Raw genomic sequence first — 16,363 nt, forward strand, 5'->3', positions numbered from 1 at the left:
GGTTGCCTTGAGGGGGAGGAGGAGCTAGGATGGACATCCCTTATCGGCGTAAGTCGCCGGAAGAGATTCTACTGACGATATCTAAGCTGCACCTGGGCAAGCTTAAGGTGCTCATTGGCGCGGTCAGCGGCTCAGGTAAGACCTATCATATGCTGCAGGAAGGGCAGCAGCTGAAGCAGCAAGGCATAGATGTTGTCCTATGCGCAGTAACTACACTGCAGCGGCCCGAGACGGTGCGACAGGCTTCGGAGCTGGAGCGGGTTCCGATCATTCACTGGATGAAGGACGGAGCGGAGCAGAAGGATCTCAATCTGGAGGCTCTGCTGCTTCGCGATCCTGAAGTGGTGCTTGTTGACGGTCTTGCCCACCGCAACCGTCCAGGAGCGCAGCATGCGACGAGGCTGGAAGATATCCGCTTCCTCATGGCGCGGGGAATCTCCATCATCACGACCATTAACGTCTATGAGCTGGAAGGCGCTGATGAGATGGCTCAGCGATTGACAGGCATTCATGCTGACCAGACGGTTCCAGCTGACACGCTTGAACTTGCGGATGAAGTCAGATTAATTGACGTATCTCCAGAGACGATGCTGAAGAGACTGGAGGAGGGGGTGCTTGGCAGCGAGATGAATCCGGCTCTATCGAGGCGAGGTAATCTGGGAGTGCTGAGGGAGATCGCCTTAAGGCTCGTCGCCGAGGGAGTGAACGACTCCTTGGAGAAGCTGAGGGAAGAGCAAGGCCTCTCGGGGCCAGCAGGGGTTGCAGAGAGAATCCTCGTCTCTGCACAATACCACTGGAACGGCTCCCTGTATGTACGCAGAGGCCAGCAGATTGCCAGGAGATTGAATGGTGATATTGTTGTGCTTACCTTCGTGCATCCGAAGAAGCCGCTAAGCCGCGAACAGTTAACCTTCAAGCGCTCCATCGTGAAGCTCACTCAGAAGGTCGGGGCTGAGTTCGCAGAGGTTCCGCTTGCGAGGCGCAGAGCGATTCCATCACTGCTGGCGAAGTACGCCGCAGAGGAGCAGATTACCCGTGTGGTCATGGGGCACTCCAAGCAGAGCTGGCTGCAGCAGCTGCGCCAAGGCTCTATTGTGGATAGCTTGCTGCACAAGCTTCATGGGGTGGACCTATTCCTAATGGCTGACCGGGCGGAGCATGAGGGCGAGCGAATCCTGCCGGTGATGCAGAGGGAGCTTAACGAGCCTGGACAGTTCCGCCGGCTAAGCTCCGAGGAGCTGGCGGAGAAGGTGGACACGCTTCGCAGAGGCACCTTCAAGGTATACATAGGTGCTTCGCCTGGCGTAGGCAAGACTTACACGATGCTGCGTGAAGGTAATGTGCTGCTTCGCAAGGGCGTCGATGTAGTCATTGGATTATTGGAGACGCATGGACGCAAGGAGACGGCAGAGCAGGTAGGGAGCCTGCCCCTGATTGCGAGGAAGCAGATTGATTATATGGGGACGAAGCTCGAGGAGATGGATACGGATGCGATACTGGCACGTAATCCCGATGTTGTCCTTGTAGATGAGCTGGCCCATACCAATGTGCCCACGAGTGATCGAAGGAAGAGGTACGAGGATGTTATTCGTATATTAGAGAGCGGAATCTCTGTCATCTCTACTATTAATGTGCAGCATCTTGAGAGCTTGAATGATGCGGTCGAGCAGCTGACGGGAGTGCGCGTGAGAGAGACGGTGCCGGATGCCATCCTCAAGCTGGCAGATGAAGTCGAGCTCATAGACGTGACCCCGCAGATGCTGCAAGAGCGTATGCGTGACGGGAAGATCTACGCGATGGATAAGGTGGAGCAAGCACTCGGTGCCTTCTTCACCACAGGTAATCTCATCGCTCTTCGTGAGCTGGCGCTGCGCGAGATCGCTGACGATGTTGACGAGCGGCTGGAGGCGTGGGATCGCAACCACTCTCTGCGAGGTCCGCTTCGCAGGCGGGAGGTCATCTATGTTGCGGTTGCTCTGCAGTCCGACGGAGACCGGCTCATCCGGCGCGGGTTCCGCATTGCTCATCGGCTCAAGGCCGATTGGCATGTCTGTTATGTTCATTATGGAGGGCAGCTGACCGATCAGGAGAAGGTGAGCTTGGCTGCCTTAACCTCGCTAACTGAGCGGCTGGGGGGCATCTTCGAGTGCCGGGATGCGAACAATCGCAAGGGGATGCACAGAGCGCTGCTGGCCGGGGCTAATGCGGTGAAGGCGACACAGCTCATTATCGGCCACTCGCGCCGCTCCCTCTGGTATACGCTGCTCAAGGGAGACTTGACGCGCAAGCTGCTTCGTTCAGGCAGACACATGGATGTACTCGTCGTTGCAGACCGAGTGTTGAACAAGCAATGACGAACCATATCGTGAATGGCCAATGGTGAAGAGCACCCTCGCGGGTGCTCTGATCGTCATGCAGGCGCCTCTCTTTTTCATATGGGGTTCGGATTTAAGTGATGAACCCATACTTTTCATTTTTCGCTTGCATAAGCTATGGTGTGCATGAATCCTCTTTATGAAGACCCCTGTCTAGGACTGTCCAGGAGGTCTTTTTTTTTTCATGGGGGAATCTTATTAGAATAACCACGCGACCCAGTAGGATAGGACAACCAGGGTGAAGATAACCGTAACCGGGATGACGAAGAAGGTCACTCTCACATACTGGCCAAGCGTAATCTTGACGCCGCCCTTCCTCACAATGTGAATCCACATGAGGGTTGCCAGCGTTCCTATAGGAAGTAAGAGCGAGCCGATGTCACTGCCTATGACACTGGCTAGGTAAGAGATCTTCAGCGTTAGAGGATCTAGTCCCATATTCATTAAGGCAAGTGTTCCTACCATCAGAGCGGGATGGTTGTTGAATAGATTAGATAAGACACTGAGCAGCACGCCCATCATGACGCTGGCACTCAGCAAGCTTCCTGAGACGATCGGCTGGAGCAGCTGAATAAGCCATTCCGTCAGTCCAATGTTGTTCAGTCCGTAGATAATGACATACATACTGAAGGCGAAGATGAGGATATACCATGGGGTCTTCTTCAGCATGTCGGCGGGCGATATGCGCAGATAGTACCATCGCCACCCAAGCAACAGCGCCGAGCCTATAACCGCTGTTAAGGATACAGGGAAGTGGATGTAGGATGCGACGAACAAGCTGATTCTTACGGCAAATACGAAGATGAGAATATTGCGCATGAAGGTGTGACGATGCTCCTCCGTCGCAATCTCCCGAAGAGGATGGCTTCCAGGCTTCAGGCTCCACTGCTTCACTTCGGGCAGCTTACGGGGAATCTGTCGGTAGAAAGCAAGGAATAAGAGGAAGGCCAGCAGGATAAGTCCTAGTGAAGCGGGAACGAACATCATAGCGGAATGCATATACAGGTCCATGTGGACGATTTTAAGTGCGATGAGATTAACGATGTTGCTAACGCCAATGGGTGCGCTGGATGCTGTAGCAATCAAGGCTCCGGACATGAGGTAGGGTATTTTTTGATGGTTTTTGAGTCCCATATTTTTGAGCAGAAGCAGCAGGATAGGCGTTGTAATGAGGATGCTGCCATCATTGTTCACGAACAGGGTCATGAGGAAGCAGAACAGGTTCGTCAGCCAGAACAGCCTTATGCCTGAGCCTCTTGCCTTCCTGGTAAGAAGCTCTGCGGACCATATGAAGAATCCGAAGCTCTCGAGTACAATTGCCATGACGATGGTGGCGATGATCGTGACCGCTGCGCCGCTGATCGTCTGCGTAATATCCCCAAGATCGGCTAAGGTGACACTGCCGCTGAGGAGCACTAGCACGGCGCCGATTGTTGCTGGGATAGCTTCATTAATCTGCGGTCGCCAGAAGATGAAGCCGATTGTCATGAGGAAGGAACAGATGGTGATGATTATCATAAGATCATGCATGCTTTAACCTCTTTTCAAGGAACGAAGTTTTTCTCTCTGTGATGTTGCTCTCCTTGCCCTGGTTCATGGATCTGTCTAGCTGTTAGTCTTTTATTTTCAGCCTCCTTCTCTATTATTTTTCAGTAGTTATGTAATGTATGTATACGTACAGGGCATATGGTTTGCACTGGTCTATATCCCTATTTCTATTAAAATCTGCTAGTATCAATTGATGGTGTGTGTCATGTAGTGATACCTATCGACGATGGACAATAGACTAGACTGACCGGACAAAAAAAAGCGGCTCTGCCCCTCTATGAGGAGCAAAGCCGCTTATTAATCATGATTACTCTATAGGATCCAACCACTCCGATGACCAAGTCTGAATCGCCTCAATGACCGGCCCGAGGGCATGACCCTTCTCCGTTAAGGAATACTCAATCCGGACGGGTGTCTCCGGGTAGACATGGCGGATCACAATTCCGTCAAGCTCAAGCTCCTTGAATCGCTCGGATAGCAGTCTGCCGCTGATCGGCAGTGCCGATTGCACATGGCAGAATCGCTGAGGCCCACTGAGGAGCTGGGATATAATTAAGCCGGTCCACCGCTTGCTGAGTATGTCCATCCCCCTCTGGAAGCGGGGACATAATCCGATTGGCTCCATGTTGATCACCTCTCTTACATAAGCCGATTATAGACTTAATAATCATTTAATACAAGCACACTTATTGAATGTGATGAACTTGACGTGCATATATAACAAATATATAATTAGTTACTATTAGTAAGTGTTAATTCAAAAAATGCGATTGAGGAGTGAGAGGCATGTCTCCATTATTTCTAGCTCACGGCTCACCTATGCTGGCTATCGAGCAGAATGAATATAGCTCATTTCTACAACAGACCGGGGCAGCGCTGCGACCAGATGCGATCGTTATTGTCACCGCACACTGGGAGACCGAGGAGGTTGCTATTACTTCTACGGATGGGGTGTACGAGACCATCTACGACTTCCGTGGCTTCCCAGACGAGCTCTACCAAGTGAAGTACGAGGCCAGAGGCTCGGTCCAGCTTGCCGGACAGGTAGCAGAGCTGCTGCAGGAAGCAGGAATTCCATCTACCTTAGATGGCAACCGCGGCCTTGATCATGGCTCGTGGACGCTGCTGAAGCATCTGTTCCCTATGGCTGACATTCCTGTCGTACAGATGTCTGTTAATCCGGAGCGTTCAGCTGAAGCTCATTACCTTATTGGAGCAGCGCTGCGCAGCTTAAGTGCAAGTAATATTCTCCTAATCGGCAGCGGTGTGACCGTGCACAATCTCCGTATGGTGAACTGGGGGCAGGTGGAGCCAGAGCCGTGGGCTGTTCAGTTCGATGATTGGCTGATCGATAAGCTTGCGAAGCGCAATCTATACGACTTGCTTAGCTACGAATCGCTTGCACCGCATGCCAAGGCCGCCGTTCCGCGCTCCGAGCACTTCTTGCCGTTATATGTAGCCTTAGGCGCGGGTAATCCTGAGCAGATTCCTGAGGTTATCTATCGCGGGTACGCCTTCGGTACTCTCAGCCACTTATCCCTTAAGTTCTAAGCCTTCCCTGAGGAAGCTGCATCATTACATCACCGTACTAGAGGAGGCCGCCAATATGAACAATAACCGAATAGCATCTATTATAGAGAAGAAGCTTCAAGTTGTAGCTGGACAGGAGCAGGATCTATACGTGATTGGCCCAGTTGTCTTGCCTGTCGAGCTTGATGGGGAGACGGTCGTATTCCAGTGGTACAGCTGGATGAGCAAGGATAAGAACGAAGAGCAGCTATCATCAGCGGAGGATCTGGTGAAGCAGCTGAGCCGATTCCGATACGCTGATCTTCAGCAGTCCAGCGTGCTCGTCTATGGGGACTTCCAGGGCGATGCCGAGGCGTTAATTCGCATGCACAGCATCTGCCATACTGGAGATATATTCGGGAGCGAGCGCTGCGACTGTGGATTCCAGCTGAAGCAGTCCATGCGAATGATTGCCGAGCATGGTGCGGGCGCGTTATTCTATCTTGCCAATCACGAGGGAAGAGGTATTGGGCTGTTCAGCAAGGCTATGGCTTATCTGCTGCAGGAGGAGGGGCTCGATACCGTTGATGCGAATCTGGAGCTGGGCTTCCCGGATGATTCCAGAGATTACAGCGAGGCCATTGCGGTGCTGCGGATGCTTCGTTCAGCTCCTGTTGCGCTCATTACGAACAATCCCCGCAAGGTAGAGGCCCTTAAGCATGCCGGGATGACGATCTCCAGGAGAGTTCCGCTCTGGGGCAAGGCTTCTATCTATAATGAAAAATATCTGAACACCAAAGTCGGCCGTTCCGGTCATTATGAGGCGGAGCAGAATACGGTTCTTCAGTCCTAATTGTTCCTAATATGGGAACAATCCTATTCTTAATTACGTCTAGAGGGTACAAATCATCGATAGACTAGACGAATGAGAAGGGAATGATGGGAATGAGATCTGCTAGGCGTGAAGGCAGAGGATGGACATTATTACTCCTTGTACTGACTTGCGTAACGCTGCTTGCGGCAGCGGGCTGCGGAGGAGGAAGCGGGGAGGCGGAGTCAATTGGGTCTGCGACGGAGCCTGTTGGAGCTTCAGCTTCGCCTGCTGCCTCCAAGTCTCCGGACCAGGAGACCGACTTCCTGGAGAAGTTCCGATCTGTGGCTGCTGGCGCTAAGCAGGCTTCGGAGCTCATGTCCTTCCTGGAAGATCATATTGGTGATACGAATGAGGATACAGCGGACACGATGATTCGAGAGCTGAATGCCTACTACAAGGCAGATCTGAAGAAGCTCGAAGAGGCTTATACAGATCAAGGAATACAAGATAAGCTAGTGAAGCTGAAGTGGCCAATTACCGAGGACGCAGTGGACAGCATCTCGGATGAAGCAGCGAAGAAGCTGGTGAAGGCAACGTTTGAGGGTGGGTATAAGCTGGAGATGGCGGAAGGCTATATTTTCCCAATCGTCGATTATTCACGCTTGAAGGCGTTCAGCAGTCATCTATCGGGTGCAATGAATGAATATATTGCTGTGAAGGCTGTTGAGTCCGATAAGCCTGCTGCGAAGGATGCTGCGCTTGTCATTGCTTGGGATGAGCTGGCCAGTCGCGCTCAGATTGCTGAGGCATTCGTCAAGAAGCATCCTGATTCGCCGGAGAGAGAAGAGATAGAGCTCCTCTACGTAGAACGATACCTCTCTATGTATATCTATGGTCTGAATAATACGCCAATCTTCGATTATGAGACGTTCGTACTCCTTCCAGAGGTGAAGATGAGCTATGAGAAGACGGTGCAGGCGAGTCCGGGCAGCGTGACGGGAACTATAGTGAAGGATTACCTAAGCGTGCTTGCCGGTACGAAGGAGCAGGTATACGAGAATAAGAATGGACGGCAGATCGATATTCCTGCTGTGAAGGACTTCCATGAACGGTTCCAAGCGGAAGCGAAGGAACGGCTGCAGTCCAGGTGAGGGTGCCCCAAAAAACGACAAATTTATTTTGCGTTCTGTTCCTGGATCAAGTATGATGAGTTAAAAACTGAACTCATGTTCATCTAAAGGAGCAATAACGCATGAATTCGAAGACGAGCCACTGCAAAATTGTTGACTGTACGATCCGCGACGGCGGACTAGTGAATAACTGGGACTTCAGTGTTGAATTCGTTCAGCACCTCTATAATAGCCTGAATGAAGCCGGCGTCGATTACATGGAGATTGGCTATAAGAACTCTCCTAAGCTGCTTAAGGGCGCAGATTCCGCTGGTCCTTGGCGCTTCCTGAATGACGACTTCCTGCGCAAGGTCATTCCGAACAAAGGCAATACGAAGCTGTCTGCTCTGGTGGATGTAGGCCGTGTCGACGAGAACGACATTCTGCCTCGCAGTGAGAGCATGCTCGATCTGATCCGAGTAGCTTGCTATATTCAAGATGTAGACAAGGCGCTGGAGCTCGTTCAAGTGTTCCATGACCGTGGTTACGAGACGACTATTAACATCATGGCACTGTCCAATGTCATGGAGAACCAATTGCTCGAAGCATTCGAGCTCATCAACAACAGCGTCGTTGATGTCGTGTACGTCGTGGACTCCTACGGCAGCATGAAGCCGAATGATATGGAATATCTCGTGAACAAGTTCAAGAAGCATCTGCCTAACAAGCGTCTAGGCGCTCATACACACAACAATATGCAGCTTGCCTTCGCGAACACCATTATCGCAGCTGAGCATGGCGTGGAGCTGCTTGATTCCTCCGTATACGGAATGGGCCGCGCAGCGGGCAACTGCACGACTGAACTGCTCGTCGCTCATCTTCAGAACACGAAGTACAATGTACGCCCTGTCATTGATATGATTGAGAAGTACATGATTCCTCTTCGCGAGAAGGAAGAGTGGGGCTACATTATCCCTTACATGATTACAGGTATGCTCGATGAGCATCCTCGCTCAGCGATGGCGCTGCGCGACTCCGCTGACAAGGACAACTGCGTCGAATTCTACGACAAGCTGACAACCCCTGAGGTTGCTCATAGCAAGTAATCTATCCTTACCACAAGAACGGCTCCGCTTCCCGATAATGGGATGCAGAGCCGTTTTTTTTAATCTACTCTTCGTTATAGCTCTCTAACAGATCAATCATTGGTTTATTCCCTATAAGAAGAGCTTGCTCGTACGGTGATCTGTCGTGCACGTATTCAACTTCGTGCATGTCTGCCCCAGCTTCAAGCAACAGCTTGGTTATATCAAGAGAGAGCGAGGATACCGCAGTGAACAGAATGTCGACATCTACCTCCGCTCCATATTGAAGCAATGCCTCTATCATATCAACTTGGGGAACACTTACATCTTCTTCCCCATCCTGATTAAAGTCACCGTATATCATCGTATTCGCTAATTCTAGTGCTGTGACATATCTTCCATTGTAACAAGTACATTCATTAGGATCGGCACCATACTGCAACAACAATTCGACCATTGCAGAATTTCTGAGACTATCTGAGCTTATGGTTGTAATAGCTGCGATAATCGGAGGAATGCCATCATACCGACCTGTAGAATCTGCTGAAGCACCTGCTTCCAGCAGCAGCTTAACTATTCCGAGCCTGCCCTGTTGAATAGGCTTCAGCACTAACGGTTCTATGGCTTTTTCTTCAATTTTTTGCAAGTCTGGTTTATATGTTAGTAAGGTGCTAAGTACATTGGTATCCGTCTCTTCATTTGACTTGGAATAGCCCTTGCGATTAACGAGATGGGAGTGAGTGATGAGCTCAATAATTGACCCTCTCGAACCCGTCGTATTGATATCGGCTCCATGTTGAAGGAAGAGAGAGATGATTTTAATATTTTTTGTCAACACACTGGTATAGAAGGTGGCTCCTTTGTTGAATCGTGGGTTGGCCCCTTTTTCTAACAATGATTTGACCAGAGTATCATTCTCATCAAGCACGGCTTCATGAAGTTCTCCGGCTAATTTCTTTTGACCAGACTCATAGACCGGATCTAAGATATAGACGTTACGAGCTGCTCCGTCCCAGCTTACTTTCGCTTGAAGTGCTTCACCTACGAATCGAAGCGGGACAAGTGTACGGTTATTTTTGGTCAACGATTTTTGGGCTAGTTTTACTTGCTTGCCATTGATCGTCGCTGTATCCGTGCCAATCGTATGATGAATCATTATTTTGTCTTTTGTTGCTGTAATTTGTTTGCCTTCAACCTTAAGTACGGCACCGAGACTCTCAAATATCGCTCGCAGAGGAACCATAATAGAGCCATTCAGATTGATAGGTGGTTGGTCGTATTTCTGTTGAACGTCATTGATGATAACGCCGATTACACTGGAGTCCTGTGTTGAGCTAACCGGCTCCGCAGCGGCGCTTGTTAAGCCTGGGATTGTGAAGAACATGCTGACGATGATGAGTAACACGATGTTGATTCTCAAAGGTTGATCCTCCTTATAGTGAGTCTCTAAGACTCTGATCCTAAGGAGGTTATCGGAATGGCTCAGGAAAATAATGAGAGATGTAGATTGAAAACCAAATTATAAGCCAAGCAGGACGCCGTCGCCTCGAAGGGCTGCTGCACGGTGAGCCGGATTCGGGTGGAGATAAGCTACTCCGCTCAGAATCTGACCTTGGTCGGTCTCCGAAGTGATCTCTACTCGAATATCCTCGCTATGAGCGAACTGCTCCAGCAGCTCCTTCTGTTCCACGCCATTCACATCGATGTACCATAGACGGTCGCCATACTCGGTGACGACGACGAGCTCAGCAGAAGTGAAGAGCAGAGTGGTCTGCTCATTGCGATAGGTAATAACTATAGATTGAAGCCTGAATGTATGCATGCATAAGCCTCCTGGGATTGTTAAGGAATTTGGGATATATCCATCGATTGTAAAGTTCTCCATCCGCCATTGCAACCTATCTCCGCCTATTTACGTCTTATGGTAAAAATAGACAAAGGGGTTGGTCCTGTTGATCCTGTTGAACAAGAGGAAGGCTTGTGTAGGCATAAGTATCGTGCTGGCTATCGCTCTGCTTGCCGGAGGATGTTCGTCTGGGAATGATCACGCGCAATCTAATGAAGGCACTAATTCCGCAGATAGGGCGGAGCAAGAGAGCACGGGCAGCCCGTCTTCCACAGAGAACGATCGATCATCTGAACCTATGCCTCACAACACGAACAAGAGACTTGTCATCAAGGAGCAGATTGAAGCGGGCCAATTAACGGCAGGTGAATGGAATGACCTCGCGCAGTGGGATGACTGGGAGACGATGCTGAACAACCAGCAAGCGGGGGAGTATCAGCAGGCTTGGTCTTATTATGATTTTCGCAAGATGACGGTGTCTGTAACGGGTGGAGGGCGGCCGATAGCAGATGCTGCTGTACAGGCAGTTGATGAACAAGGCAAGGTGCTGTGGAGGAGCAGGACGAATGCAGGAGGTCTGGCCTATCTGTACCCGAATCTGTTCCATACGGAGTCTGGCCAAGAGTTGCAAGGCGAAGATTATCTCATAGAAGTAACAGCAGGGCAGCAGCAGAAGCGATTCGAGAATGTGGAGTTGAATAGCGAACGAGTGCTTGCAGTGGAATTCCAGGACGCCGTGCCGATGCCGGATCAAGTGGATCTGATGTTCGTTGTCGACACGACCGGATCGATGAAGGATGAGCTGGATTACTTAGAGGCGGAGTTGAAGGATGTCGTGACGCAGATCGGCAGTCGTGCGGGAGGCCAGCTCGACATACGAGTCAGCCCTAACTTCTACCGGGATCGGCATGATGACTATATCGTGAAGCCGTATCCGTTCACGAAGGATATTGACAAGGCCGTCCGCCAGATTGCCCAGCAGGAAGCGCAGGGCGGCGGTGACTTCCCGGAAGCGGTGGATGAAGCGCTCCATAACGCCATTCATGACCATGAGTGGAGCAAGGAAGCGAGAGCCCGCCTCCTCTTCCTCGTGCTGGATGCGCCGCCTCACAAGGAAGATCAAGTACGCGAGCGGATGCAGAAGCTAACATCCGATGCAGCGGCCGAAGGCATCCGCATCATTCCCGTTGTATCCAGCGGCATCGATGAGGAGACGGAGTATCTGATGCGATTCGAAGCAATTGCGACAGGTGGAAGCTACCTCTTCCTGACCGACCACAGCGGCATCGGCAATGACCATCTGGAGCCGGATGTAGGGGAATACGAAGTGAAGCCGCTTAACGATCTGCTCGTTGATGTCATTGAGAGATATATCCAGCCTTAAGGTGCGGAGCGTACATCAGCATCAGCACCCGCAAGCCGCTCGCATCATGAGTGGAATGCGGGTGCCTGTTAATCGTCTAGGATATTAGGGTAATAAGCAGGGATAATAAGGCAAGGGTTGTCCATAAGCCATTGTCAAGCGTTATGCAATCAATGAGCATTAGGAGGTAATACAATGACTACACCATTCTTCGAAGCGGTCCAGCACAGACGATCCATCTATGGCATCAGCAAGGAAGAAGTTACCTCGCAGCAGCGTATTGTTGAATTGGTAGAGGCCGCAGTGAAGCACACACCCTCCGCCTTCAATTCCCAGAGCGCCCGCATGGTCATCCTGTTCGGAGAGCATCACGACAAGCTGTGGGATCTGACCAAGGAAGAGCTTCGCAAGCGGGTCAATGACAGCGAGAAGTTCAAGTCGACCGAGGAGAAGATGAGCTCCTTCCGAGCAGGTACAGGTACGGTGTTATTCTATGAGGATACGGCTGTTATCCAATCGCTGCAGGAGAAGTTCGCTTCCTACGCTGACAAGTTCCCGGACTGGTCCCACCATTCCTCAGGCATGCATCAGTATGTCATATGGACGGGGCTCGAGGAGGAGGGACTTGGTGCTTCGCTGCAGCATTATAATCCAATTATTGACGATGCGGTTCGCGAGGAATGGAAGCTTCCAGCAACCTGGAAGCTGATTGCACAGATGCCATTCGGCAAGCCAACCGCACCTCCAGGGGAGAAGCAATTCCAGCCGCTTGAGGCACGGATTAAGGTGTTCAAGTAATCTGCATGTGCTGTAATTATACAGGCCCACTTCTGCACCATCTGCGAAGTGGGCCTTAGTTCTGTCTATAGCATGGCAAGGGTATAATTTCCATACGGTTATGACATGATAAGATCGGATATTACGGAACAGCTGGAAGCGGGAGGGATACGAATGTCCATTATTGATTCGTTGTATCGCTTCGTGCTGAAGCAAGAGAAGAAGAGCGATCTGGCAAGTCAACTGCCTAAGACGGATTGGAACCGAGGTTCTACCTTGGAGGAGACACTCAGAGAGTTCAGCGACTGTGACGATCTCGTCCATCGGACTCTGCCAGAGCTCCAGATGGACATCGTCTATCTCATCCATCTTGTCGGCTCTGACAATCTCTATCACGAGATTACTGTTCCATTCACGGACCTGGAGCAGGATGAAGCGATTACTCGGCTTCAGTATGCCCCCTTCAAGGAAGCTTCCAGCTTGGGGAGCATTATCATGGGCATGCTGGAAGGTGATGCTGCTCTATTCGTCCGAGGCAGGGCTTACTTAATTAGTTTATCCAAGCCTCCTAATCGTTCCATCCAGCAATCGGAGACGGAGACGGTCATTACCGGTCCCCATGATGCGTTCGTAGAGACAGCTACGGTCAATCTATCTCTCATACGCAGACGGGTGAGAAGCTCCCATCTGAAGATTGTTAAGCTTCAAGTCGGAGAGGTAACGAAGACAGACGTATACATTCTGTATATTCAGGATCTGGTTAACCCTGAATACGTTAACGAGATGCGGAGTCGAATTAGCAATATAGAGATTGATGCTGTTCATGATGGCAATATGCTCGCTCAATATATCGATGACCATCCCAATGCGATCTTCCCTCTGTATCAGACAACCGAGCGTATTGATTCAACCGTGTCTAAGCTAGTTGGAGGAAGAGTGTTGGTCATCATGGACGGAAGTCCTTCGGCGATAACGGCACCATCGTCTTTTTTTGAATTCTTCACCTCACCGGATGATTATTACCAGAGATGGATGCTGGGATCGGCTATTAGATTGCTTCGGTTCCTGGCCTTCATCATTACGATATCGTTCACTGCACTCTATGTATCGCTGACGACCTTCCATTATGAGATGATACCGGAGTCTCTGCTGCTGACATTAACTCAATCAAGGAGCGAAGTGCCCTTCCCGCCGTTGTACGAAGCATTGTTCCTGGAGATTACGATTGAATTGCTTAGAGAGGCCGGCGCAAGACTACCATCCAAGATTGGTCAGACCATCGGTATCGTCGGAGGGATTGTCATTGGGCAAGCAGCTGTTCAGGCGAGCTTGACGAGCAATGTGCTCATTATCGCAGTAGCCTCCTCTGCTATAGCCTCCTTCGTCATTCCAAGCTATGTGATGAGTGCCTCCATTAGGCTGATGCGATTCGGCCTTATTCTATTAGCGGGATTACTGGGGAACTTCGGCTTAATGGCAGGTGTTGCGTTCCTTATCATTCACCTCGCTGGCCTGACCAGTCTGGGAAGTTCGTATATGACTCCCATCGCACCTCAGAACTTCCAGGATTGGAAGGATGTATTCATTCGCGCTCCCTTCTCTATGCTGAAGACGAGGGCTTCCATCACCATGACACCTAATCGTGTACGTAACAAAATGAGGAAGTAGAGGGATGTCATGAAGGAGAAGCTGTATCACACCCATGTCACTATTCTCATCTTCATGGTTCAGGTCGGCGTTGGCCTGTTCACATTGCCGAGAACGCTCGCAGATACCTTCGGCTATAACGGCTGGCTTGCTGTCCTGATTGTAAGTGCGGCAGTCTTCGTCAATATCGCGTTGATTGGCATCGTTTATAAGCTCGGACAAGGGAAGTCTGTTTTCGATATTATGGAGAGCAGCTTTCCTAAGTTTGTCACCTATCCTGTGTATATTGGTTTGATTGGGGTATGGGCATTGCTTGGCTGTATGGTCGCTAAGCTGTATACACTTATTTTTCAGACGATGGCTTACCCAACCACCCATCCCATGCTGCTTAAGCTGGTGATGGATATTCTAATCTTCCTCCTTGTCATTCAAGGCATTTATAACCTATCGAAGGCTGCGACTCTATTTTTTTGGTGTGTCATCTTCCTTGTAATGCTTTTGTTTTTTTTCACCGATGAGTTCCAAGTGTCGAATCTAACCCCGTTCATCATGCAGGACAGCAGGTCGCTCGGAGTCGGCTTTCTTAAGGCTTACAGCGCCTTCCTCGGGTATGAGATTGCGTTGTTCCTCATGCCTTATATGGATAAGGACAAGAAGCTTGGTCGTGCAATGGTCCTGTCTAATCTATGGATAACGGGATGTTACCTTGCGGTATGCATCACGGCCTTCGGAATATACAGCCTGGAGCAGCTAAGAAGAATTAATTACCCTCTGTTGGACCTCTTAGGGCTCATACAGTTCCCGTTCATTGAACGAGTAGAGAATATGCTGTTCGGTCTCTTCCTGTTCTCAATAATAGTGACAGTAGCCGGATACACATGGATGGCGCTGGATACGCTTGAGCGGATGGTTCCTCGAATGTCCCGCAAGTGGCTTGCCGCTCTGATGATCTCCTTCATGTACATCGTCGCCTATATACCGGATACATTAATCAAGGTGAATTATTGGGGGGAACTGCTGTCTGTGATAGAGACTGCTATCGCCTTCGGGTTGCCTATCTTGTTAATTACTCTTCTACTTATCCAGAGGAGGAGGGGGCGTACACATGCATAAGGCGTGGATCGGAACAATCGTGACGGCTGCTCTGCTGGCTCTGCTGCTGACTGGCTGCGGGGATCAGCGAGTGCTGGAGAAGCTGGGATTCATCCATACGGTAAGCTATGATCTAATAGAGAAGGAGGAGGGCCCAGAGGACGATGATCTCCAGGTTACCATTAGACTCAGGAAGTCAGATCCGTATACCGATCAGGTGAAAAACGAGACAATCTCCGTCTCTGCGCATACCGTCAAGCAGGCTAAGATTAAGCAGAACCAGCAGTCTGAGGGCAAGCTCGTCAGCGGTCAGATTAGGAATGTCCTGTTCGGTATAAGCATGGCGAGGAAGGGAATCTGGCCTATTATTAATACTGTATTGAGAGACCCCTATCTGTCCCCGAGAGTGAAGGTAACCGTGGTTGATGGAGATGCTCATTCGCTGACTAACAAGGAATATCCACAGCATCTGCCTACAGGGCAGTACATTGTAAGGCTGCTCGAAAAGGAAGCGAAGAGCCACACGGTTCCAAGAACGACGCTGCATGAGTTCGTGCGCGACTATCATGACGATGGTGTCGATCCGATTGCTCCAATCATTAAGGAGTCCGACAATCATATCGCGGTTACTGGAATTGCTCTGTTCCAGGATGACGTATACAAGGGTCGATTGAATGCAACGGAAGCGATGGTCTTCGCATTCCTCAAGAGCAGCTTCAGCCGGGGCGGACTGAACCTGGTTGTCTCTAGTGGAGACATGCAATCTATTACGTCTGACTATTCCAAGAGTAGGAGGACGGTACAGGTTACGCGAGGAATAGACGGACATTCGTATCATGTCTCAATATTCGTGAAGGCGGTAACTTCCATTACGGAATATACCGGAGAGAAGAGTACGGTGATTGAGAATGACAGGATTGAGAGGGAGCTGGCTGCCAGGTTAACGAAGCAGGGGGCAGAGGTCATACATAAGCTGCAGCAGTCTCAAGTAGACAGTCTTGGCATCGGCAAGTATGTACGGAATAGCATGACCTACTCGGAATGGTCAGCGCTCGATTGGAGATCCGTCTACCCGACGGTGCAGATCGATTGCAAGTTCAAGGTGACGATCAAGGATTACGGCAGGTTGCAGTAGGCGAAGTGCAAGGATAGAAGATGAGCATATCCGCACAAAAAAAACGAGCCATGCAAGATCTGG

14 protein-coding genes are annotated in these 16,363 nt (G+C 50.4%); 10 read left to right on the plus strand and 4 right to left on the minus strand.

Going from position 1 to position 16,363, the window contains the following annotated elements:
• Positions 1 to 29: 29 nt before the first annotated feature.
• Positions 30 to 2,354: a histidine kinase gene (locus tag ACFO9Q_RS09225; RefSeq protein WP_379181047.1), complete on the plus strand. Its 2,325-nt coding sequence runs from the start codon at positions 30 to 32 to the stop codon at positions 2,352 to 2,354.
• A gap of 219 nt (positions 2,355 to 2,573) precedes the next feature.
• Here the strand turns inward: ACFO9Q_RS09225 and ACFO9Q_RS09230 are convergent, their stop codons facing one another.
• The gene (locus ACFO9Q_RS09230) at positions 2,574 to 3,905 is read right to left on the minus strand and encodes an ArsB/NhaD family transporter (protein ID WP_379181049.1); all 1,332 of its coding nucleotides are present in this window, start codon (positions 3,903 to 3,905) and stop codon (positions 2,574 to 2,576) included.
• Between the two features lie 325 nt (positions 3,906 to 4,230).
• The gene (locus ACFO9Q_RS09235; protein WP_379181051.1) at positions 4,231 to 4,548 is read right to left on the minus strand and encodes a winged helix-turn-helix transcriptional regulator; all 318 of its coding nucleotides are present in this window, start codon (positions 4,546 to 4,548) and stop codon (positions 4,231 to 4,233) included.
• A 161-nt stretch (positions 4,549 to 4,709) separates the two neighbouring features.
• Here ACFO9Q_RS09235 and ACFO9Q_RS09240 point away from each other — a divergent pair, with 161 nt between their 5' ends.
• The 4 genes from ACFO9Q_RS09240 to ACFO9Q_RS09255 all read left to right on the plus strand — a co-directional run bounded on the left by ACFO9Q_RS09240 (position 4,710) and on the right by ACFO9Q_RS09255 (position 8,461).
• Complete coding sequence (locus ACFO9Q_RS09240) at positions 4,710 to 5,474, plus strand: DODA-type extradiol aromatic ring-opening family dioxygenase (protein ID WP_379181053.1); 765 nt, start codon at positions 4,710 to 4,712, stop codon at positions 5,472 to 5,474.
• 55 nt (positions 5,475 to 5,529) lie between these two features.
• Positions 5,530 to 6,285 (plus strand): GTP cyclohydrolase II, encoded by a 756-nt coding sequence (locus ACFO9Q_RS09245; protein WP_379181055.1) that lies wholly within the window; start codon positions 5,530 to 5,532, stop codon positions 6,283 to 6,285.
• Between the two features lie 92 nt (positions 6,286 to 6,377).
• A complete protein-coding gene (locus tag ACFO9Q_RS09250; protein WP_379181057.1) occupies positions 6,378 to 7,397 on the plus strand; it encodes a hypothetical protein in 1,020 nt (339 codons plus the stop codon).
• A gap of 101 nt (positions 7,398 to 7,498) precedes the next feature.
• On the plus strand, positions 7,499 to 8,461 hold the full coding sequence (locus ACFO9Q_RS09255) for an aldolase catalytic domain-containing protein (protein ID WP_379181059.1): 963 nt from the start codon (positions 7,499 to 7,501) through the stop codon (positions 8,459 to 8,461).
• A gap of 64 nt (positions 8,462 to 8,525) precedes the next feature.
• Here ACFO9Q_RS09255 and ACFO9Q_RS09260 read toward each other — a convergent pair whose 3' ends face one another.
• Positions 8,526 to 9,860 (minus strand): stalk domain-containing protein, encoded by a 1,335-nt coding sequence (locus ACFO9Q_RS09260; protein ID WP_379181061.1) that lies wholly within the window; start codon positions 9,858 to 9,860, stop codon positions 8,526 to 8,528.
• A 99-nt stretch (positions 9,861 to 9,959) separates the two neighbouring features.
• Entirely contained in the window at positions 9,960 to 10,262 is a 303-nt protein-coding gene (locus ACFO9Q_RS09265; protein WP_379181063.1) for a hypothetical protein, read from the minus strand.
• Positions 10,263 to 10,392: 130 nt separating this feature from the next.
• Between ACFO9Q_RS09265 and ACFO9Q_RS09270 the strand changes: the two genes are divergently transcribed.
• The 5 genes from ACFO9Q_RS09270 (at position 10,393) to ACFO9Q_RS09290 (ending at position 16,300) form a co-directional block, all read left to right on the plus strand.
• A complete protein-coding gene (locus ACFO9Q_RS09270; RefSeq protein WP_379181065.1) occupies positions 10,393 to 11,670 on the plus strand; it encodes a VWA domain-containing protein in 1,278 nt (425 codons plus the stop codon).
• Between the two features lie 174 nt (positions 11,671 to 11,844).
• On the plus strand, positions 11,845 to 12,447 hold the full coding sequence (locus ACFO9Q_RS09275) for a nitroreductase family protein (protein ID WP_379181067.1): 603 nt from the start codon (positions 11,845 to 11,847) through the stop codon (positions 12,445 to 12,447).
• A 153-nt stretch (positions 12,448 to 12,600) separates the two neighbouring features.
• Complete coding sequence (locus ACFO9Q_RS09280; RefSeq protein WP_379181069.1) at positions 12,601 to 14,094, plus strand: spore germination protein; 1,494 nt, start codon at positions 12,601 to 12,603, stop codon at positions 14,092 to 14,094.
• A 9-nt stretch (positions 14,095 to 14,103) separates the two neighbouring features.
• Complete coding sequence (locus tag ACFO9Q_RS09285; RefSeq protein WP_379181071.1) at positions 14,104 to 15,186, plus strand: GerAB/ArcD/ProY family transporter; 1,083 nt, start codon at positions 14,104 to 14,106, stop codon at positions 15,184 to 15,186.
• On the plus strand, positions 15,179 to 16,300 hold the full coding sequence (locus ACFO9Q_RS09290; protein ID WP_379181073.1) for a Ger(x)C family spore germination protein: 1,122 nt from the start codon (positions 15,179 to 15,181) through the stop codon (positions 16,298 to 16,300). Before ACFO9Q_RS09285 ends, ACFO9Q_RS09290 begins: the two co-directional genes overlap by 8 nt.
• Positions 16,301 to 16,363 lie beyond the last annotated feature (63 nt).

This window comes from Paenibacillus sp. GCM10023252, assembly GCF_042653305.1.
Classification (GTDB): domain Bacteria; phylum Bacillota; class Bacilli; order Paenibacillales; family Paenibacillaceae; genus Pristimantibacillus.

Coding starts and splice junctions, on each gene's coding strand:
- ACFO9Q_RS09225 (WP_379181047.1), top strand. CDS start 30: ATGGACATCCCTTATCGGCGTAAGTCGCCGGAAGAGATTCTACTGACG.
- ACFO9Q_RS09230 (WP_379181049.1), bottom strand. CDS start 3,905: ATGCATGATCTTATGATAATCATCACCATCTGTTCCTTCCTCATGACA.
- ACFO9Q_RS09235 (WP_379181051.1), bottom strand. CDS start 4,548: ATGGAGCCAATCGGATTATGTCCCCGCTTCCAGAGGGGGATGGACATA.
- ACFO9Q_RS09240 (WP_379181053.1), top strand. CDS start 4,710: ATGTCTCCATTATTTCTAGCTCACGGCTCACCTATGCTGGCTATCGAG.
- ACFO9Q_RS09245 (WP_379181055.1), top strand. CDS start 5,530: ATGAACAATAACCGAATAGCATCTATTATAGAGAAGAAGCTTCAAGTT.
- ACFO9Q_RS09250 (WP_379181057.1), top strand. CDS start 6,378: ATGAGATCTGCTAGGCGTGAAGGCAGAGGATGGACATTATTACTCCTT.
- ACFO9Q_RS09255 (WP_379181059.1), top strand. CDS start 7,499: ATGAATTCGAAGACGAGCCACTGCAAAATTGTTGACTGTACGATCCGC.
- ACFO9Q_RS09265 (WP_379181063.1), bottom strand. CDS start 10,262: ATGCATACATTCAGGCTTCAATCTATAGTTATTACCTATCGCAATGAG.
- ACFO9Q_RS09275 (WP_379181067.1), top strand. CDS start 11,845: ATGACTACACCATTCTTCGAAGCGGTCCAGCACAGACGATCCATCTAT.
- ACFO9Q_RS09280 (WP_379181069.1), top strand. CDS start 12,601: ATGTCCATTATTGATTCGTTGTATCGCTTCGTGCTGAAGCAAGAGAAG.
- ACFO9Q_RS09285 (WP_379181071.1), top strand. CDS start 14,104: ATGAAGGAGAAGCTGTATCACACCCATGTCACTATTCTCATCTTCATG.
- ACFO9Q_RS09290 (WP_379181073.1), top strand. CDS start 15,179: ATGCATAAGGCGTGGATCGGAACAATCGTGACGGCTGCTCTGCTGGCT.